Origin of the sequence: Natronomonas aquatica, assembly GCF_024449025.1 — an archaeon.
GTDB lineage: Archaea > Halobacteriota > Halobacteria > Halobacteriales > Haloarculaceae > Natronomonas > Natronomonas aquatica.
In genome coordinates this window covers 285996-303493 of sequence record NZ_JAHLKM010000001.1, presented here as the reverse complement: position 1 = coordinate 303493, position 17498 = coordinate 285996, and the positions used below count along the sequence as shown (strand labels likewise).

Below are 17498 nucleotides of genomic sequence, written 5' to 3'. Positions count from 1 at the left end.
CCCCCGTTCGGCGCGTATTCGGTGGATAGCGAACCACAATAGTCGTATTCAGAAGGCTTAACGTCCGTCGTGTAGAATCCCGATGTAGCATGCCAGAGGACCTAAACTGGGCCGTCGGCGGGGAAGCCGGCGACGGGATCGACTCAACCGGGAAGATCTTCGCCCAGGCGCTCTCCCGTGCGGGGCGTCACGTCTTTACCTCGAAGGACTTCGCGTCGCGGATCCGTGGCGGGTACACCGCCTACAAGGTACGGACGTCGGTCGACCGCGTCGAGAGCGTCGTCGATAGACTCGATATCCTGATCGCGCTCACCCAGCGGACCGTCGATGAGAACCTCGATGAACTCCACGAGGACTCCATCATCATCTACGACGGCGAGCGATCGATGATGTCCGACTTCGAAGCCCCCGGTGAGATGACTGGCCTCGACGTTCCGCTGAAACGGCTGGCCGAGGACGCCGGCGGAGCGATCATGCGGAACATCGTTGCGCTCGGGGCGGCGTGTTCCGTGTCCGGGTTCAAAATCGAGTACCTCGACGAGTCGCTCGAAAAGCGGTTCGGGGACAAAGGCGAAGCGATCGTCGAGAACAACAAGACGGCGGCCCGACTCGGTGCCGAGCACGTCGAGGAAGAGTACGATCTCACGACGTCCTACGAACTGGAGACGACGGACAACGACTACGTCCTCCTGAACGGCGACGAGGCGATCGGGATGGGCGCCCTGGTCGCCGGCTGTCGGTTCTACGCCGGCTACCCCATCACGCCCGCAACGGACGTAATGGAGTATCTGAAAGGGCGGATCGAAAACTACGGTGGGATCGTCGTCCAGGCCGAGGACGAACTCTCGGCGATCAACATGGCGCTGGGCGCCGCCCGGGCGGGCGCGAGATCGATGACGGCTACCTCGGGTCCGGGGATCGACCTGATGACGGAGACGTTCGGCCTCGTCGCCACCTCCGAGACGCCACTGGTGATCTGTAACGTCATGCGCTCGGGGCCCTCGACCGGAATGCCGACCAAACAGGAGCAGGGCGACCTCGAAGGGATGCTCTACGGCGGTCACGGCGAGATCCCCCGGTTCGTTCTGGCGCCGACGACCATCGCCGAGTGTTTCCACAGGACGATCGAGGCGTTCAACCTCGCCGAGAAGTACCAGATCCCGGTGTATCTCACCGGAGATCTCGCCCTGGCGGTCACCGAACAGACGTTCTCCCCCGAAGAGTTCGACATGGATTCGGTCGAGATCGACCGCGGAAAGGTCGTCGACGAGTCCGACATCGATGAGTGGCAAAACGAGAAGGGGCAGTTCAAGCCCCACGCCGTCACCGACGACGGGGTCAGCCCCCGGTCGCTCCCCGGCACGGAGGGCGGTGCCCACATGTCGACCGGCCTCGAACACGACGAGTTGGGCCGACGAACGGAGGACACGGAGATGCGGGTCGAACAGGTGGACAAACGCGAACGGAAAGTCGAGACCGCACGAGAGCAGGAAGACTGGGACTACCGGGAGTTCGGCGACGCCGAGGCCGACACGCTCGTCGTCTCGTGGGGCTCCAACGAGGGTGCGATGCGGGAGGCGATGACCATTCTGGCGGAGAAGGATATCGACGTCCGGTTCATCTCGGTTCCGTACATCTTCCCCCGGCCGGATCTCACGGAGGAGATCGAGGCGGCCGAGGAGACCATCGTCGTCGAGTGTAACGCGACGGGGCAGTTCGCCGATCTCGTCGAACACGACGCTTTGACCCGCGTGAAACGCATCAACAAGTACAACGGCGTCCGGTTCAAGGCGGACGAACTCGCCGAGGAGGTCAACGCGGCGCTCGGCGAACCGGCGGAGATGGAGGCCCGACAATGAGTTCAGACACCCGATTTATCGACTTCAAATCCGACAAACAGCCGACGTGGTGTCCCGGTTGCGGCGACTTCGGGACGATGAACGGCATGATGAAGGCGCTTGCAAACACCGGCAACGACCCCGACAACACGTTCGTCGTCGCCGGGATCGGCTGTTCCGGCAAGATCGGCACGTACATGCACAGCTACGCGTTACACGGCGTCCACGGCCGCGCGCTGCCGGTCGGGACGGGCGTGAAGATAGCCAACCCCGAACTCGAAGTGATGGTCGCCGGCGGCGACGGCGACGGCTACTCGATCGGGGCCGGCCACTTCGTCCACGCGGTCCGTCGGAACGTCGACATGACGTATATCGTCATGGACAACCGGATCTACGGGCTGACGAAGGGGCAGTTCTCCCCGACCTCCCGTGAGGACTTCGAGACCTCGACCTCGCCGGACGGCACCAACCAGCAGCCGATCAACCCCCTCGCGCTGGCGCTCGCGTCCGGCGGTACGTTCATCGCTCAGTCGTTCTCCTCGGACTCACAGCGACACGCCGAGATCGTCCAGGAGGCCATCGAGCACGACGGCTTCGGCTTCGTGAACGTCTACTCGCCGTGTGTGACGTTCAACGACGTCGACACCTACGATTACTTCCGCGATACGATCGTCGACGTCGGCGACGAGGACTTCGAGCACGACCGCACCGACTACGACGCGGCCAAGGAACTCATCCTCGATCGCAACAAGGAGTATCAGGGTGTCATCTATCAGAACGAATCCTCCGTCGGCTACGAGAAACGCGAGGGCGTCGAGGCGCCCATGACGGAGATCCCCGAGGGTGCGCCCGAGGACGCGATGGATCTCGTCCGCGAGTTCTACTGATCTCCCCCGGGGTTTCCGCTGTTCTTTCCGTCCCGATCAGAACTCCGTCTCGACGTTCCCGTCCGGATCGAGATAGACGATCCCGGCGAAGAGCTCCTTGAACGCCTCGACGTCGGCCTCGTCGTGGACCTCCTCCGAGAGGTGAAAGAGCCCGACGGCGTCGTATTCTTCGAGCAGCTCCAGCAGCTTCCCAACCGTCTCCAGCGCCCGTTCCTCGTCGGCGTAATACGCCAGTTCGGTCACCGAATCGAGGCTGATCCGCCGTTTGCCGTCGTGTTCGGAGAGGAACTCCCGCGTCGTCTCCGTGATCCCCTCGAGATCGTCGGGCGCGGAGACGTAGTGGACGTGTTCCGAGGAGCGCCGCGAGTAGCCTCGCTCGACCGACAGCGTATCGAGGATGTCGGCTTTGGTCTCGTCGACGTCGTAGTACTCCAGTTTCTGTTGGACCTCGCGGGCGGTCGTCCGCGTCGAGATGACGAGGATCCGATCGGTGTCGGTCTTCAGAAAGTCGGTATCGATGCGGTCGGTCTCCCCCGTGCTGGGGTGGATGAGGAGAATTCCGGTTCCGCCCGGGATCGTCTCCGGTGCGTTCTCGATAGCGAGGTCGTAGTCCATGGGAAACCACGGGAGCGGAGCCGACTTAAATTATTGTTTACCGGGGCGGTTCCTCACCCGGGGTTCCGCCGGTCGCCGTTCGTTACACTCACGGGTTCGATCGACGGGTCGCTCCGCTCACCGTCTCCCTGCACGGGCCGAGAGGGAGTTGAACCGGAGCAGGGTGGTCGATCTCGCTTCGCTCGATCGCTGCGACCTGCAGGGTTCAATCCCCCGAGCCGTTCCGTCCCTCACGGGAACCCGAGCGGGCCTCGCTGTCGCTCGGCACCGTTCGTTAGGTGTTCAGGACAGATACGGGCCGAGAGGGAGTTGAACCCCCGACCGTCTGGTTAAAAGCCAGACGCTCTGCCGGACTGAGCTATCGGCCCACAGTACAGTTATTGCCGTGGCCCGCGATAAACTCTTTCGGTTAGAGGTACTCGCCGAGCGCGCGGTCGATGATCTCGCCGGGATCGGTCCCCTCGAGGGCGGCACGGCGGCGCAACTCTCGGTACGTCGCCGGCGGCAACGACACCGACAGGCGCCCGAGGTCGATCCCTTCGGCGGCCAGCGCCGCCTCGACGCTTCTTCCCTCGTTGACCAGGGAGGCAATCGACCGGATCTCCCGGACCGTCAGATCGTGATCGAGCGCCGCCCACGCAAGCAGAAAGCGTGACTCTCCGGAGACGCGGGCGATGTGCTTTGCCGCGGTCGGCGCGATCTCGCCCAGCGCGACGTGTCTGCGGATCGACCGCGGCAGATCGTGGACGCGGGCCCACTTCCGGATAAACGAGACCGTCGCGTCGCCGTCGGCGCGTTCGGCCGCGACCTTGTAGGAGCCGGTCCCCCGGACGAGGGCGGCACAGGCCGCCGCGCCCCGGAGCATGTAGACGTTGTCCTCGCCGCCGGCGGTGTTTTCGGCGAACCGGCCGACGGTGTCGGCCGCCTCCGCGAGGCTCTCGGGGTCGTCCGGATCGAACCGCACGGCCCCCTCGCCGGCGATCCGCGGATCGCGGCGGATGACCGGCTCCCCGACCGGTGACTTCCGGTCGGTCGGCGGCTCGCGCCCCGGCTGGTCGCTCATTGGAACCGCGTACGACGACGAGCCTCAAAAACATCCCGCCCCGGTGAAAACGACCTACCCCTCGTCACGCTCGTCGGAGAGGTGTTCCCAGATTTCCGCACAGCCACAGCCGTCCTCGATGTCCTCGAGGTGGCTTTTATCGACCGAGTCCTCGTCAGTCTCGTCAAGTCGCCCCGTCATCGTGAATCCTCCTCGTACAGCTCGGGGGCGACGTCGGCGGAGGTGTGTTGCCGTGTCGTCTCCCGCGGTCGGTCTGTCATCACTGCTTTGTACGATACAGACGTTCTTAATACACGCTGCACCCGTAAACGCTACCCGGACTCCCGGATCCCGGATCCTGTTGCCTCTACCTTTGACGGGCCTGAATCTCCGATCCCGGCGCTGTCATCCGGTTTTCCCGAAACGTTCCGTCGCCGGACTGCCCGACACTCGGTAATCGATGTCGGTGGCAACGGCCTTACCGGTACCGGGCGTGTATCCTCCGGTATGCCGACCTCGGTACACCAACTCGACGACGGGGCGTGGCTGAGCGTCAACGACACCCGTCAGATCAACGTTTCCGACCTCTGGTGGCTCGCCCGCCACGACTTTTGCTCGTGTGAGATGGCGGATTTCCTCGCGGAGGGGTTCGTCGATATCGGCGTCGACTACCCGAACATCGAGGGACGGATCGCCGGCCAGTGTATCGAGTGTGGCGAGAGCGGCGTCACCGATTGGCTGACGCTCGGCCGCGTGGTCGACCCCGAGGCGGGACGGTTCTTCGGGGTCGACCCCGGGAGCGTCCACGTCCCCGTCCGTCGCCGGCGTCTCGCTTTGCCGGACGAGTAACCAGCAACAGTGTCCGGTAAGCGCGAGCCGCGGGGAGGATTGACGCCACGGGCGGGCGTATATGGTTCGGAGCACTGTATTGGGACATGCCGAGCAAGGTCGAAGGCTGGAAAGACGAGGTCTACGGGACCGACGTCCGCGAGCATCTCTATCGGTTCGCCGAGGAGGGCTGGAACGCCATCCCCGAGGACGAACGCGACGCGTGGTTCGAGCGGTTCAAGTGGTGGGGGCTGTACCACCAGCGGAAGGGCCAGGAGTCGTACTTCATGATGCGGATCGGGACGCCGAACGGGCGGTTGACGCCCGAACAGCTCCGGGTCGTCGGCGAGATCGCCGACGAGTACGCCCGGGGTCCGGTCGAGAACCCGGAGTTCGGCGGCGCTTACTGCGATTGGACGACCAGACAGTCGATCCAGCTACACTGGATCCAGCTGCAGGACGTCCCCGAGATCTTCGAGAAGCTCGAAGCGAACGATCTCTCGACGATCCAGGCGTGTGGCGACTCGTGGCGGAACATCGTCGGTTCGCCCGTCGCCGGCCGGGACGCGAAAGAACACCTCGACGCGTGGCCGGTCATCCAGGAGCTCCACGAGACGTTCAAGGGTAACGACGACTACGCGAACCTCCCCCGGAAGTGGAAAGTAGCCGTCACCGGCGATACCCGCGGCTCCGGACAGGCGGAGATCAACGATCTGGGCTTCGAGCCCGCGAGCAAGGAGATCGACGGCGAGGAACGGAAGGGCTTCAACGTCACCGTCGGCGGCGGCCTCTCCCGGAAGGAACCGCGCTTTGCCCGCGATATCGACGTCTTCGTCACGCCCGAGGAGGTCCCCGAAGTCGCCGGCGGGGTCTCCGCGCTGTTCCGCGATCACGGCGACCGCGAGGATCGCTTTAACGCCCGTATCAAGTTCCTCGTCGACGAGTGGGGCCCCGAGAAGCTCCGCCGCGTCCTACAGGAGGACTACGTCGAGTTCGAACTCCGGTCGGCCGGCGATGGGCTCCGCGAGGAGTACACCTACAACGCCGGACGCAACGACGAGATCGGCGACTACGTCGGCGTCCACGAACAGACCGACGGGAACTATTTCGTCGGGCTGTCTGTGCTCGTCGGTCGGATGGGCGCCGAAGACGTCATCGAACTCGCCGACCTCGCCGAGGCCTACGGCTCGGAGATGATCGGACTCACCCAGCGTCAGAACGTCATCGTCGCCGACATCGCGGAGGAGGACCTCGACGATTTCCTCTCGGAGGACGTACTCGAGTACTACTCCCCGGACCCCCACCCGTTCCTTCGCGGTTCGATCGCCTGTACCGGCACCGAGTTTTGCTCGCTTTCGATCGTCGAGACGAAAAACCGGATGGTCCGGTACGCCCGCTGGCTGAAGGACAACGTCGAGTTGCCCGACGGGATCGACGATTTCCACATCCATCTGTCGGGCTGTACGGCCTCCTGTGCCCAGCCACAGATCGCCGACATCTCCCTGCGCGGGATGAAGACCCGCAAGGACGGCGAGCCCGTCGAGGCGTTCGACATCGGGCTCGGCGGCGGCCTCGGGGAGAACCCGCAGTTCGCCGACTGGGTCGAGATGCGCGTCGCCGCCGACGAGGTCCCCGGTTACATCCGGAACCTGCTTCGGATCTACGACGAGGCGAGCGACGGCAAGGAGTCGTTCCGGGAGTTCATCGACCGCCACGACGAGGACGAACTCAACGGGCTCGCCGAACCCGAGGAGACCTCCTACGAGGACCCGTATCTGGGGAACACGAAGATGACGTGGTACCCCTACGCCGAGGAGACGGAGATGGACGCTTCCCCGACCCCCTCGCCCGCCGACGACTGATCGGGCTGTTTTGCTCTGCTGCCGGCGGCGGTCACACGATAAAAAGTAGCGTCCACAGCGTTCCCATCCCGACGACGATCGTGACGAACATGTTCTCGGTATACCACGCGACGACGAAGGCGACGATGCCGGCCAGCAGCTGTTCGTTGTCGATTCCGACCGCGAGTGCGCCCTCACGAAGGAACAGATCCGGCGCGACGATCGCCGCGATGACCGCCGCAGGGATGAGCGCCAGTATCCGGTGAACCCGCTGGGGTACGTCGTCCAACAGCCCGAACAGGACGACGAAGACGGTCCGAAAGACCCAGGTTCCGACGGCAACCACGGCGATCGCCATCCAGATGACGAGACTGCCGTAGTCCGTCATCCTCGCACCGCCTGTGCCGCGAAGCCGACCAAAATTCCGACGGCGGTACCGACCAAAAGTCCCAGATTGAACGGCAAGTCGACGACGGCGACCGCCCCACCGCCGCCGGCGACCGCCGCCAGGACCGTCGGAACGTCCTCGAGAAACCGGACGATGATGGCGATGAAGATCAGCGGGACGGCGAAGCCGAGTTGTAAGGACTCGGGCACGCCCGCGCCGACCACCACGCCGACGACGGTTCCGACGACCCAGACGGTCCAGGAGGGTATCGCGACGCCGAGGAAGTACCACCCGTGGTGGTCCGCCCGCCCCCGTTCGTACGCGTTCAGGGCGATGGCGTAGACCGGGCCGACGAGAAAGAACGGGAGCGTCCAGCGCCAGACGCGCCCCAACTCCTCGAGGTGGGGGGCGATCGAGGCGCTATACATCGTAAACCGGAAGTTCACGATGAGCGCCGCGGCGATGGCCACGGCGATCGAGGCTCCACCGCCGAGGAGATCGACCATCGTAAGCGACGCCAGCCCCGCGAAGACGAACGCGGCCAGCCCCGTCGCCTGTGGCAGTGTGAGGCCGATGCTCACGGCGGCGATCCCCAACACGAGACCGTAGGGAACGGTCCCGAGCGCCGCCGGGGCACCGTCGCGCATTCCTCTGAGGATGTCTTCCCGATGTGTATCGAGCGCTCCGAGCGTCCGGTTCATCACGCATGGTTCGATTCCCCCGGCCTACTAATAACTTGACGCGACGGAACCGTTCGCAGGCGAGTGGTTATCGGTCTCACACGCCATCGCAAACGCGTGGTATCGTACCCTCGGGCTTTATTCCTACAGGACGACTCATCTGTCGGGTATAATGACAGCGAACGGTTCCGGCGGCCCGCTGGCGGGGCTCAACGTCGTCGACTTCTCGGGCATGATAAGCGGCGGGTTCGCGACGATGCTTCTCGCCGATTTCGGCGCCGACGTCGTGAAGGTCGAACATCCGGAGCATACCGATCCGCTCCGCGATTGGCCGCCGATGGAGAACGGGACCTCGCTGTGGTGGAAGTCGATCGGCCGGAACAAACAGTGTATCACGCTGGATCTCAAGAGCGACGACGGGCGCGACCTCGCTTTGGAACTCGTCGAGGAGGCCGACGTCGTCTTCGAGAACTTCCGGCCGGGCAAGATGGAGGAGTGGGACCTCGGCTACGAAACGCTCAAAGGGGTCAACGAGGGGATCATCTTCGTGCGTATCTCCGGGTACGGCCAGACGGGCCCGATGTCGCACAAACCCGGCTTCGGGACCGTCGCCGAGGCGATGTCCGGGTGGGCCCACGTCAACGGGTTCCCGGATCAGGAGCCGTTGCTCCCGCCGATCAGCCTCGCGGATCTCGTCGCCGCACTGTTCGCCGTCCAGTCGACGATGTTCGCGGTCTTCGAACGCGACGTCGGCGCGAACGCGAGCGGTGAGGGGCAGGTAATCGACGTCAGCCTCTACGAGCCGCTCTTTCGGCTGTTCGTCAGCGACGTCGAACAGTACGACAAGAAAGGCAACGTCCCCGGGCGGACCGGTAACCAACACCCGAACGCCGCGCCGCGCGGTGTCTATGAGACCGCGGACGGGTACATCGCGCTGTCGGCCTCGGCGCAGGCGATCTTCGAGCGGGTCATGCACGCGATCGACCGTCCGGAGCTGATCGGAGACGAGCGCTTCGAGACGAACGAAAAACGCGTCGAGAACGCCGACGAGATGGACGCGGTCATCGAGGCGTGGACCCGACAGCGCTCCACCGAGGACGCGATCGACATCATGGAGGAAAACGACGCCATCGTCGGCCCGATCAACGACATCGCCGAGGTCTTCGAGGACGAGCAGTTCCGGGCACGGAACGATATCGTCGAGATCGAAGACGAGGACGTCGGTCCGTTGAAGACGCCGAACACGGTGCCGAAGTTCTCGCGGACGCCGGGCGCGGTCTCCCATGCGGGCCCGCGCCACGGCGAGCACAACGAGGCGGTGTTCCGCGACCGCCTCGATCTCTCCGAGGAGGACCTCGAAACGCTCCGGGAACAGGGGGTCATCTGATGCGGTTGACCGACGTGACGCTCCGGGAGGGCGGCCAGATGCCCGGTCGCTCCTACACCGCCGATCAGAAAGTCGCGGCCGGCTGCGAACTCGACCGGCTCGGCGTCTCAGTGATCCAGGTCGGCTTCCCGATCACCGGCGAAGAGGACAGGGAAGCCACCCGGCGGCTCGCGGCCGAGACCGACGCCGCGATCGAGGGGATCGCCCGCGCCGTCCCCGGCGACATCGACGCCGTCGCCGAGGCCGACGCGGACCGGATCGACGTCTTCGCGCCGCTTTCGGCGGGCCAACTCGAACACGTGATGGACAAAGAGTACGGGGAGATGCTCGAGATCATCGACGACGCGATCGATCACGTCCGCGAGTACGGGCTCCCGATGACGCTGACGCTCATGGACGCCTTCCGGACCGACCCTGCCCGGCTGATCGAGGCCTTCGAGCGGTTCTCCTATCCGGCCCATCTGGGGCTGGCCGACACGGTCGGCGCCCGGACGCCGGGGTACGTCGAATCGTTGCTCGAGGACCTCTCGTCGGGCGGTGTCGATCTCTCGCGGGCGGGCGTCCACTTTCACGAGGATCTGGGCGTCGGGACGGCCAACACGCTGACGGCGGCCGAAATGGGCGTCGGGAAGGCCGATCTGAGCGTCGCGAACCTCGGCGAGCGCGCCGGTAACGCCGCCTTAGAGGAGGTCGTCGTCGCCGACGCCCTCGCGGGGGAATCGGCCCTCGACGTCGAGGCCGACGAACTCATCCCGGTCTGTCTGGAGGTACTCGAGATCCTCGCGGAGGACGTCGACCCCCGGAAGGCGGTCCTCGGCGGGGAGGTCACCAGCCACGAGGCCGGGATCCACACCGCGGCCATGCTCGAGGAGCCGAGCGTCTTCGAGCCGTTCGATCCCGCCGAGTTCGGCGGCCGGCGCGATCTCGTCTTCGGGGAGGGGACCGGTCGCGGCGGCGCCCGGAAGCTGATCGAACGGGCGGGCGGCGAGCCGACCGACGAACAGGTCTCCCGGCTGCTCGATCGGTTGGCCGAGGCGGGGCCGCTCGATGGGACCGAGGCGACCGAACTGGCGGCCGAGGTTCTCGACGGGTAGCCGCAGAGCGGAGGCGTCCCGCCTACCGTTCGGGTCCGATATCCGGGAGGAGTACACAGAGTCCGACGACAAGAACCGTCGTCCCGAGTCCGCCCGCAGGCATGGGGATCGCACCGATCACCGCCGTCGGTTCCCTGACCGCTTTCTTACCTCGGATCCCAGCCCGCGAACTCGTCACCGTCCTCGATCTCGACGCCGAGTGCGTCGATCACCTGTCCGAGCGCGGCGTATCCCGCGGCGGTCGATGCGGCCCCGATGGTCGCCTCGGCCCCGAGTTCCGATTCGACCGCCTCGTGGAGCGCGTCGGTCACCCGACCCCGGACGACCGCACGGGTGTAGGCGATGAGGGCCTGTTCGTCGATCGGGAACCCGGTCCGGTCGTCGCGGCCGATCGCCGCGATCTCCTCGGGGGTGAGCCCTGCGTCGGTACCGACGTTGACGTGCTGGTGCCACTCGTAGGCCGAACCGAACTCCGAAGCCGCGGTGAGGATGACGATCTCCCGCTGGCGGTCGGATAGCCCGGAGTGGTCCCACAGCGACCCGAGAAACGCCCGAAAGCCAGCAAGCACTTCCGGGTTGTTTCCGATCGCGCTGTAGACGTTGATCCGTTTGCCGGGCTGGAGCGAGGAGACGATGAGGTCGGCGTACTCGTCGTCGAGATCCTCCTGTGAGACGTAGTCGACACGTGGCATACGTGTACCCGAACGAGCGACCACCTAAAATTTCCGTCCGGTTCTCGTATTCTCGGGCTGCCGGAATTCGGACACCGATCGGCTCCTGTACGAACAGTTTATAAACCAATCCGTCCCGAACGCCGTGTATGGACGAACGCGTACGCGAACACGCCGCCGTGCTGGTCGAGTGGAGCGCGAGAGTCGATCCCGGGGACGACGTCGTCGTAGACGTCGCCGAGGGCGCCCACGAACTCGGGGTCGCGGTCGCCGAGCGGCTCGGGGAGATCGGCGCGAACGTCGTGACGACGTACGGTTCCGGGGAGATCTCCCGGGCCTACCTGTCTGCCCGCGACGGCGAGTTCGACCTCGGGGGCCACGAACTGGCGCTGTTCGAGAACGCCGACGTCTACCTTCGGCTCGGCGGCGGCCGGAACACGGCGGCGACGGCTGACGTCGAAAGCGACACCCGACAGGCGTACTCCAACGCCCGCCGCGAGGTTCGGGAAGCGCGGCTGGACACCGACTGGGTCTCGACTGTCCACCCGACCCGCAGCCTCGCACAGCAGGCAGGGATGGCCTACGAGGAGTACCAGTCGTTCGTTTACGAAGCCGTCCTCCGGGATTGGGAGGCGCTGGCGGAAACGATGGCGGAACTGAAGGCGATCCTCGATGCGGGATCGGAGGTACGGCTCGTCACGGACCGCCCCGACCGGCCGAGAACCGACGTCAGGATGTCGATCGACGGTCGGACCGCGGTGAACTCGGCGGCCTCGGTCGCCTACGATTCCCATAACCTCCCTTCCGGTGAGGTGTTCACCGCGCCGTACGGGACGACCGGTGAGGTCTTCTTCGACGTGCCGATGACGATCAACGGCCGCCGCGTCCGGGACGTCCGGCTGGTCTTCGAGGAGGGCGAAGTCGTCGATTTCGACGCCGAACAGGGCGGTGACGTCATCGAGAGCGTCCTCGAGACCGACGCCGGCGCACGGCGGCTTGGCGAGCTCGGGATCGGAATGAACCGCGGGATCGACCGCGTCACGGACAACATCCTCTTCGACGAGAAGATGGGCGATACCGTCCATCTCGCGCTCGGCCGCGCCTACGACGCCAACCTCCCCGAGGGCGAGTCCGGAAACGACTCGGCGGTCCACGTCGATCTGATCGCCGACGTCTCGGAGGGTTCGTTCATCGAGGTCGACGGCGAGGTGATCCAGCGGAACGGCGTCCTCCGGTTCGAGGAGGGGTTCGCCGCCGAACGGTAGAGCGGTTCCTCGAAGCTCGAGGCGGACGGTGACGACGTCGTGACATCCGGGGAGGTCCGCGAGACACTCCGGGAGCCGACGGTCCGAGCCCCGATCTCCGGACCCGCCGCTCTTCGGTCGGTGACGGCTGAGGAGAGTAAGCCCCCTTCTGTTCGGCCCGGCATTCGGCTGAGCGCCCGCCGCGTCTCCGGGCTACCAGTGGCGACGGGCTTGCACCGGTGAGGGTTCGCCGTTCCATCCGTTCCCGCCCGTCGGCTCGCGGCTGACGCCGCTCGCGTGGCGGTCGTCGATGACGACCGCCCAGCCCTCGACGGGTTAACTCCCTTCCCTTGCGGGTCGGTTCGCGCGTTCGCGGGGTGACCCCGCGAACGCCGCCGGCCGTTTTGACGGCCGAACGCGTCTCATCGGTCGGGGCGGGTGGTCCCGTTTCTGTTCCAGCGCCGGCGGTCTCCCGCCCCGGGCTTGCGCCCGGTCACCTGCCCGGAGGGTGGGGGGACTTTCCTCATGGGCAGGGCGGCGACGCCGCCCCGCTCACGGGAACCGGGCTTCCTCTGCCGACCGAAGGTAAGCCGGTCGGTGGTTTAAGCCGTTCGGTGATCGACATCGTCGGCGCGTTCAGGTGCGTCCACGCCGTCGCCGTCGGTGGGCCCGACTGCCGCGATCCCTGCACTATTAACCTCCTCGCGGCCGACGTGGCGGCATGCGGCTCGAACGGATTCCACTCGAGGTTCCGACGCGAGCGCCGGGCGGTCGGACCGCCGCCCACGTCGTCGGCGTCGAGGACGCCCTGCTCGTCGATCCCGCCGTGGCCGACGAACGGCTCGAGGCGACACTCGAACGCGTCGGCCACGTCGCCGTCACCCACCACCACCCGGATCACGTCGGCCGGGTCGCCGCCTGCGCCGAGCGCGCCGACGCGGCGGTATGGTGTCGGTACGGACGGGCCGCAGCGTTCGCCGACGCGGCCGGCCTCGAACCGGATCGGACCTTCCGGGAGGGGACGACTATCCCGGTCGGCGACGGCACCGTGACCGTCCGCGAGACGCCGGGACACGCCGTCGAACACGTCGCCTTCGAACTCGACGATGGGATCGTGACCGGCGATCTGGCCGTCGCCGAGGGCAGCGTCGTCGTCGGTGCGCCCGAGGGGGATATGCGCGCGTACCTCACCTCCCTCCGTCGGATCTACGCGATGGACCCGTCCCGGCTGTTCCCGGCTCACGGTCCCGTCATCGACGAGCCCAGAAAAACCTGCGAGCGGCTGATCCGCCACCGGCTCGACCGAGAACGTCGGGTGCTCGCCGCCGTCGAAGCGGGCAACCGGACTGTCGCCGACGTCCTCGATGCCGCCTACGAAAAGGACCTCGAGGGCGTCCGCGATCTCGCCGGCCGGACGGTCCGGGCACATCTGGACAAACTGTGCCACGAGGGGCAGGTCCGGTGGGACGGCGCGCGGGCCGCCTCCGCCGAGCCCCGTCAGTCGTAGCGGCAGACGCCGAGTTCGGCGACAGCCCCGGTCACATCGAGCCTTTCAGCGTCGAAGACGGTCGCGATCGAGCGGAGCGTCCGCGTTCCTTCGATCAGTGTCTCCCCCGTCTCGGATGATGGCTTCGGGGGTGACCGTCCGTCCGCTTTCGGGGCCGTCTTCGACGCTCACCTCTCCGCGTCGACGTACAGATAAACCGCACAGACGGCGAGAACGGCCTCGGTGCCTTTCGTGACGACCAGGATCGGGTTGGGGCTCCCGCCCCTGTAGAACGCCTCGAGGCTCCAGCCCTCGAACGCAAAGAGCGCGAGGATCGTCGCCACCAGGTGGATGATGCCCGTCACCAGCGCTGCGAGAACGGCGACGTACCCGACCGGATTCGACGGCGACGAGATGCGTCGATCCGTCCCGGTTGTGGATGTCGTGCCCATATCCATACAATCCAACAGTGCGAGCAAAAGCGGTCTGGTGCGATCGTCGGAGGGCGCGGATCGAGCGCGCGGGCTCTCTCCGCTATGGCTGGCGGACTCCCCGACACCGCCCTCCGTCAGACACCACCTCGAAGCCGAGCGCCTCGTAGAAGGGTCGGACCGCCGGATCGAACCCGGCCGACAGACGCGGGCGGCGCGTTGCCGCCTCCCGGATCAGCCCCGAGCCGACCCCCTTCCCTCGGCGCTTCGGCCGGACCGCGATCGCCTCGATCTCGGAGCCCCGGAGTACGAGCGCCCCCAGGATCCGACCGTCCTCGATCGCGACGAGGACCGACGACCGGCGGAGAAGCCCCGCCTCGACCTCCAGCAGCGCGCCCTCGAGGATCGATCGAACGGCGATGTACTCTCCGGGGACCGCCGGCCGCGTCGTCGTCATCCGCCCTTTATGAGTCGGATGACCCGAACCGAACCGGTATCGACGGGCCGATCCTCCGGGACGGGACTGTCGTCGACGAGTACCGACGCCTCCTGTGTCGAGAGCCCGACCGCCTCGAGGACGTCGCCGTAGGTCGCGTCGGCGGCCACCTCGAGTTCGTGGGTCTCCCCGCCGACGACGTCACACGTCACCTCCATACGACGAATACGGGATCCGAGCCGTTTCAGCGTGCCGTTTCTCGCCCCCGACCCGATACGGCGACGCTTTCCTTCCGTCTCGGGAAGTTTATGACTGACGGGAGCCATCTCCGTCTATGAGCGAGGCCGCCGCCGAGGATCGCGGGCGGGAGATCTGGATCGAGAAATACCGACCACAGTCGCTCGATGAGGTCGTCGGCCACGACGACATCACGGCACGGCTTCTGAACTACATTAACCAGCAAGAATTGCCGCATCTTCTGTTCGCCGGCCCGGCCGGTACTGGGAAAACCACTTCATCGATAGCTATCGCCAGAGAGATCTACGGCGACGACTGGCAGGAGAACTTCCTCGAACTCAACGCCTCCGACCAGCGCGGGATCGACGTGGTCCGCGACCGGATCAAGAGCTTCGCACGGGCCTCCTTCGGCGGCTACGACCACCGGATCATCTTCCTCGATGAGGCCGACGCGTTGTGTGTGCCGCCCGAAACGAAAGTCATCACTGGGTATCCGTCCTCACCGGAAGTGAAACCGATAGAGGAGGTAGCCACCGACGGTGAGCCGATACCGTCCGTTGATTTCGGGACGAACGAAATACAGTCTGACACGGGCAAACTCGTGGATTCCGGTGTCGCGGACTTCTTCGAAGTTGAATTGGAGGACGACCGGACAGTTCTTGCGAGTCTCGGTCATCCGTTCTTCGTGGTCGGGGATGATGGGCGGCTCGTCGAAAAAGAACTCCGGGAACTATCGCCCGGTGACGAAATAGCCGACTTGAAAGATGACGTGGGTGTCTCTCAGTGCGATGTCTGTGGCGCTTGGACGGCGGGTCGGTTCTGCTCTGTCGACTGTAAGAACGAAGGGCACAGTCGGGAGATGCAGGGCCGAGGCAATCCGATGCACGGCGTCGAGTGGTCGAACGATCGCCGCGAAAAGATCATCGAGAAGCTCTCCGACGGGCGGCTATCGGGGGACAATAACCCGAACTACGGGGGAGAGTTCCACGGCGTTTCCGTCTGGGAGATGGATGAACAGACGATCGAGGAATTCTGCGAACAGATCAGCGAGCTGCGATCCGATACCTCTTGGGACGAGTGGGTCGTCGATGCTGACCCCGAAACGGTGAAAGAAAAGATCGGAAACGCTTCCGCCGAGTGGTGGGCCAACTTGGACGAGGAAAGAAAGACGGAGGTTATCGAGAAGAGCACGGAAAATTGTGAATACCCTGTTTATGATATCACGGGCGACAACAACCCGATGCGTGACCCGGAGGTTGCACAGAAGGTTTCGGAAGCACTGCAAGGACACGAACCGACGGGAGGAAATATCAGACACAGCGAAGAACTCGGTCACCTCGTCCGATCTGACTGGGAATACGAAGTCGCGAAGGCACTACAAGACACCGGGATCGACTACGAATACGAACCGGAATTCGAGCTATCCGATTCGGTTTTCCATCCAGACTTCTTGCTTGATGATACAGTAATCGAGGTCAAAGGGGTCGCCGAACTCTGGGGCCAGCCGGATAAGGTTAGGGAGTTCATGGAAACATACGGCGACGATTACACGTTTGTCGTCGTCGGTGACGGTGCACTCCCCCATGACGAACATTACGAAAGGGACGAATTCGAACCCGCGCTCGTCTCCGATGGTGGAGTAAAACCCGTTCAGACCGCGGAAATACGACGGATCGAACACAGTCACCGTGGGAAAGCGTACAACATTAGTATGGAGGGCACTCCCAACTTCATGCTCGCTAACGGTATCTTGACACACAACACCAGCGACGCCCAGTCAGCGCTCCGGCGGACGATGGAACAGTTCTCCGATAACACCCGTTTTATCCTCTCGTGTAACTACTCCTCGCAGATCATCGACCCGATCCAATCGCGGTGTGCGGTCTTTCGGTTCTCGCCGCTGGGTGACGACGCCGTCGCCGAACAGATCGAGGTCATCGCCGAGGTAGAGGGGATCGAACTGACCGACGACGGGATGGACGCCTTAGTGTACGCCGCCGACGGGGACATGCGGAAGGCAATCAACGGCCTGCAGGCCGCCGCGGTGATGGGAGGCGTCGTCGACGAGGAGGCGGTCTATACGATCACCTCGACGGCCCGCCCCGAGGAGATCCGTGAGATGGTCACGGCGGCGCTTTCGGGTGATTTCACCGCTTCCCGTGCGCAGCTCGATTCGCTCCTGACGGACGTGGGGATCGCCGGCGGCGACATCATCGACCAGATGCACCGGTCGGTCTGGGAGTTCGACCTCTCCGAACGGGAGGCCGTCCGGCTGATGGAGCGGATCGGCGAGGCCGACTACCGGATCACGGCCGGGGCGAACGAGCAGATCCAACTCGAGGCGCTTCTCGCGTCGCTCGCGCTCGAGGAGTAACGGTGTCCGCACGCGGTGA

17 protein-coding genes, 1 tRNA gene, 1 other RNA gene and 2 pseudogenes are annotated in these 17498 nt (G+C 65.2%); 10 read left to right on the top strand and 11 right to left on the bottom strand.

The genetic code is table 11. The features are described from left to right. Positions 1-89: 89 nt before the first annotated feature. Both KM295_RS01660 and KM295_RS01655 read left to right on the top strand, forming a co-directional pair. Entirely contained in the window at positions 90-1859 is a 1770-nt protein-coding gene (locus KM295_RS01660; RefSeq protein WP_256028122.1) for a 2-oxoacid:acceptor oxidoreductase subunit alpha, read from the top strand. Next, the gene (locus tag KM295_RS01655; RefSeq protein ID WP_256028121.1) at positions 1856-2725 is read left to right on the top strand and encodes a 2-oxoacid:ferredoxin oxidoreductase subunit beta; all 870 of its coding nucleotides are present in this window, start codon (positions 1856-1858) and stop codon (positions 2723-2725) included. Before KM295_RS01660 ends, KM295_RS01655 begins: the two co-directional genes overlap by 4 nt. 36 nt (positions 2726-2761) lie before the next feature. Here the strand turns inward: KM295_RS01655 and KM295_RS01650 are convergent, their stop codons facing one another. From KM295_RS01650 to KM295_RS01635, 4 genes are all read right to left on the bottom strand, one after another. Continuing rightward, the gene (locus KM295_RS01650) at positions 2762-3340 is read right to left on the bottom strand and encodes a DUF7090 family protein (protein ID WP_256028120.1); all 579 of its coding nucleotides are present in this window, start codon (positions 3338-3340) and stop codon (positions 2762-2764) included. Positions 3341-3634: 294 nt separating this feature from the next. After that, a tRNA-Lys gene (locus KM295_RS01645) sits at positions 3635-3708 on the bottom strand. Positions 3709-3749: 41 nt separating this feature from the next. After that, on the bottom strand, positions 3750-4403 hold the full coding sequence (locus KM295_RS01640; protein ID WP_256028119.1) for a DUF7119 family protein: 654 nt from the start codon (positions 4401-4403) through the stop codon (positions 3750-3752). A gap of 54 nt (positions 4404-4457) precedes the next feature. Next, positions 4458-4583, bottom strand: coding sequence for a hypothetical protein (locus KM295_RS01635; protein WP_256028118.1), 126 nt, complete (start codon positions 4581-4583; stop codon positions 4458-4460). Positions 4584-4889: 306 nt separating this feature from the next. Here KM295_RS01635 and KM295_RS01630 point away from each other — a divergent pair, with 306 nt between their 5' ends. Next, positions 4890-5231 (top strand): DUF8134 family protein, encoded by a 342-nt coding sequence (locus KM295_RS01630; RefSeq protein ID WP_256028117.1) that lies wholly within the window; start codon positions 4890-4892, stop codon positions 5229-5231. Between the two features lie 86 nt (positions 5232-5317). Beyond that, positions 5318-7072 carry a nitrite/sulfite reductase gene (locus KM295_RS01625; RefSeq protein ID WP_256028116.1) on the top strand — a complete coding sequence of 585 codons (1755 nt, stop codon included), beginning with the start codon at positions 5318-5320 and terminating at the stop codon, positions 7070-7072. 31 nt (positions 7073-7103) lie between these two features. On the opposite strand, the gene KM295_RS01620 is transcribed toward KM295_RS01625, so the two are convergent. Together KM295_RS01620 and KM295_RS01615 are read right to left on the bottom strand one after the other, a co-directional pair. Further along, entirely contained in the window at positions 7104-7439 is a 336-nt protein-coding gene (locus KM295_RS01620; RefSeq protein WP_256028115.1) for an AzlD domain-containing protein, read from the bottom strand. Then, entirely contained in the window at positions 7436-8140 is a 705-nt protein-coding gene (locus tag KM295_RS01615) for an AzlC family ABC transporter permease (RefSeq protein ID WP_256028114.1), read from the bottom strand. The genes KM295_RS01620 and KM295_RS01615 overlap by 4 nt, the downstream gene beginning before the upstream one ends. 151 nt (positions 8141-8291) lie before the next feature. Between KM295_RS01615 and KM295_RS01610 the strand changes: the two genes are divergently transcribed. Both KM295_RS01610 and KM295_RS01605 read left to right on the top strand, forming a co-directional pair. Then, positions 8292-9506, top strand: a complete 1215-nt coding sequence (locus tag KM295_RS01610; RefSeq protein ID WP_256028113.1) for a CaiB/BaiF CoA transferase family protein — start codon at positions 8292-8294, stop codon at positions 9504-9506. Next, positions 9506-10600 (top strand): LeuA family protein, encoded by a 1095-nt coding sequence (locus KM295_RS01605; protein ID WP_256028112.1) that lies wholly within the window; start codon positions 9506-9508, stop codon positions 10598-10600. The genes KM295_RS01610 and KM295_RS01605 overlap by 1 nt, the downstream gene beginning before the upstream one ends. Positions 10601-10746: 146 nt before the next feature. Here the strand turns inward: KM295_RS01605 and KM295_RS01600 are convergent, their stop codons facing one another. After that, on the bottom strand, positions 10747-11292 hold the full coding sequence (locus KM295_RS01600; RefSeq protein WP_256028111.1) for a carboxymuconolactone decarboxylase family protein: 546 nt from the start codon (positions 11290-11292) through the stop codon (positions 10747-10749). 128 nt (positions 11293-11420) lie between these two features. Between KM295_RS01600 and KM295_RS01595 the strand changes: the two genes are divergently transcribed. Continuing rightward, positions 11421-12536, top strand: a complete 1116-nt coding sequence (locus KM295_RS01595; RefSeq protein WP_256028110.1) for an aminopeptidase — start codon at positions 11421-11423, stop codon at positions 12534-12536. A 131-nt stretch (positions 12537-12667) separates the two neighbouring features. Here KM295_RS01595 and rnpB read toward each other — a convergent pair. Next, positions 12668-13086, bottom strand: an RNA gene (gene rnpB / locus KM295_RS01590) — RNase P RNA component. A gap of 150 nt (positions 13087-13236) precedes the next feature. Here rnpB and KM295_RS01585 point away from each other — a divergent pair. Then, positions 13237-14022 (top strand): MBL fold metallo-hydrolase, encoded by a 786-nt coding sequence (locus KM295_RS01585; RefSeq protein WP_256028109.1) that lies wholly within the window; start codon positions 13237-13239, stop codon positions 14020-14022. 167 nt (positions 14023-14189) lie between these two features. On the opposite strand, the gene KM295_RS01580 is transcribed toward KM295_RS01585, so the two are convergent. The 3 genes from KM295_RS01580 to samp2 all read right to left on the bottom strand — a co-directional run bounded on the left by KM295_RS01580 (position 14190) and on the right by samp2 (position 15086). Beyond that, positions 14190-14453, bottom strand: coding sequence for a DUF7475 family protein (locus tag KM295_RS01580; protein ID WP_256028108.1), 264 nt, complete (start codon positions 14451-14453; stop codon positions 14190-14192). Positions 14454-14535: 82 nt separating this feature from the next. Further along, positions 14536-14889 (bottom strand): GNAT family N-acetyltransferase, encoded by a 354-nt coding sequence (locus tag KM295_RS01575; RefSeq protein ID WP_256028107.1) that lies wholly within the window; start codon positions 14887-14889, stop codon positions 14536-14538. After that, positions 14886-15086 (bottom strand): ubiquitin-like small modifier protein SAMP2, encoded by a 201-nt coding sequence (samp2, locus tag KM295_RS01570; protein WP_256028106.1) that lies wholly within the window; start codon positions 15084-15086, stop codon positions 14886-14888. Before samp2 ends, KM295_RS01575 begins: the two co-directional genes overlap by 4 nt. 116 nt (positions 15087-15202) lie before the next feature. Between samp2 and KM295_RS01560 the strand changes: the two are divergent. Further along, positions 15203-16864 (top strand): annotated as a pseudogene (locus tag KM295_RS01560) (AAA family ATPase); the annotation flags it as partial. Positions 16865-16867: 3 nt separating this feature from the next. Next, positions 16868-17479 (top strand): annotated as a pseudogene (locus KM295_RS01555) (replication factor C small subunit); the annotation flags it as partial. Positions 17480-17498: the final 19 nt, after the last annotated feature.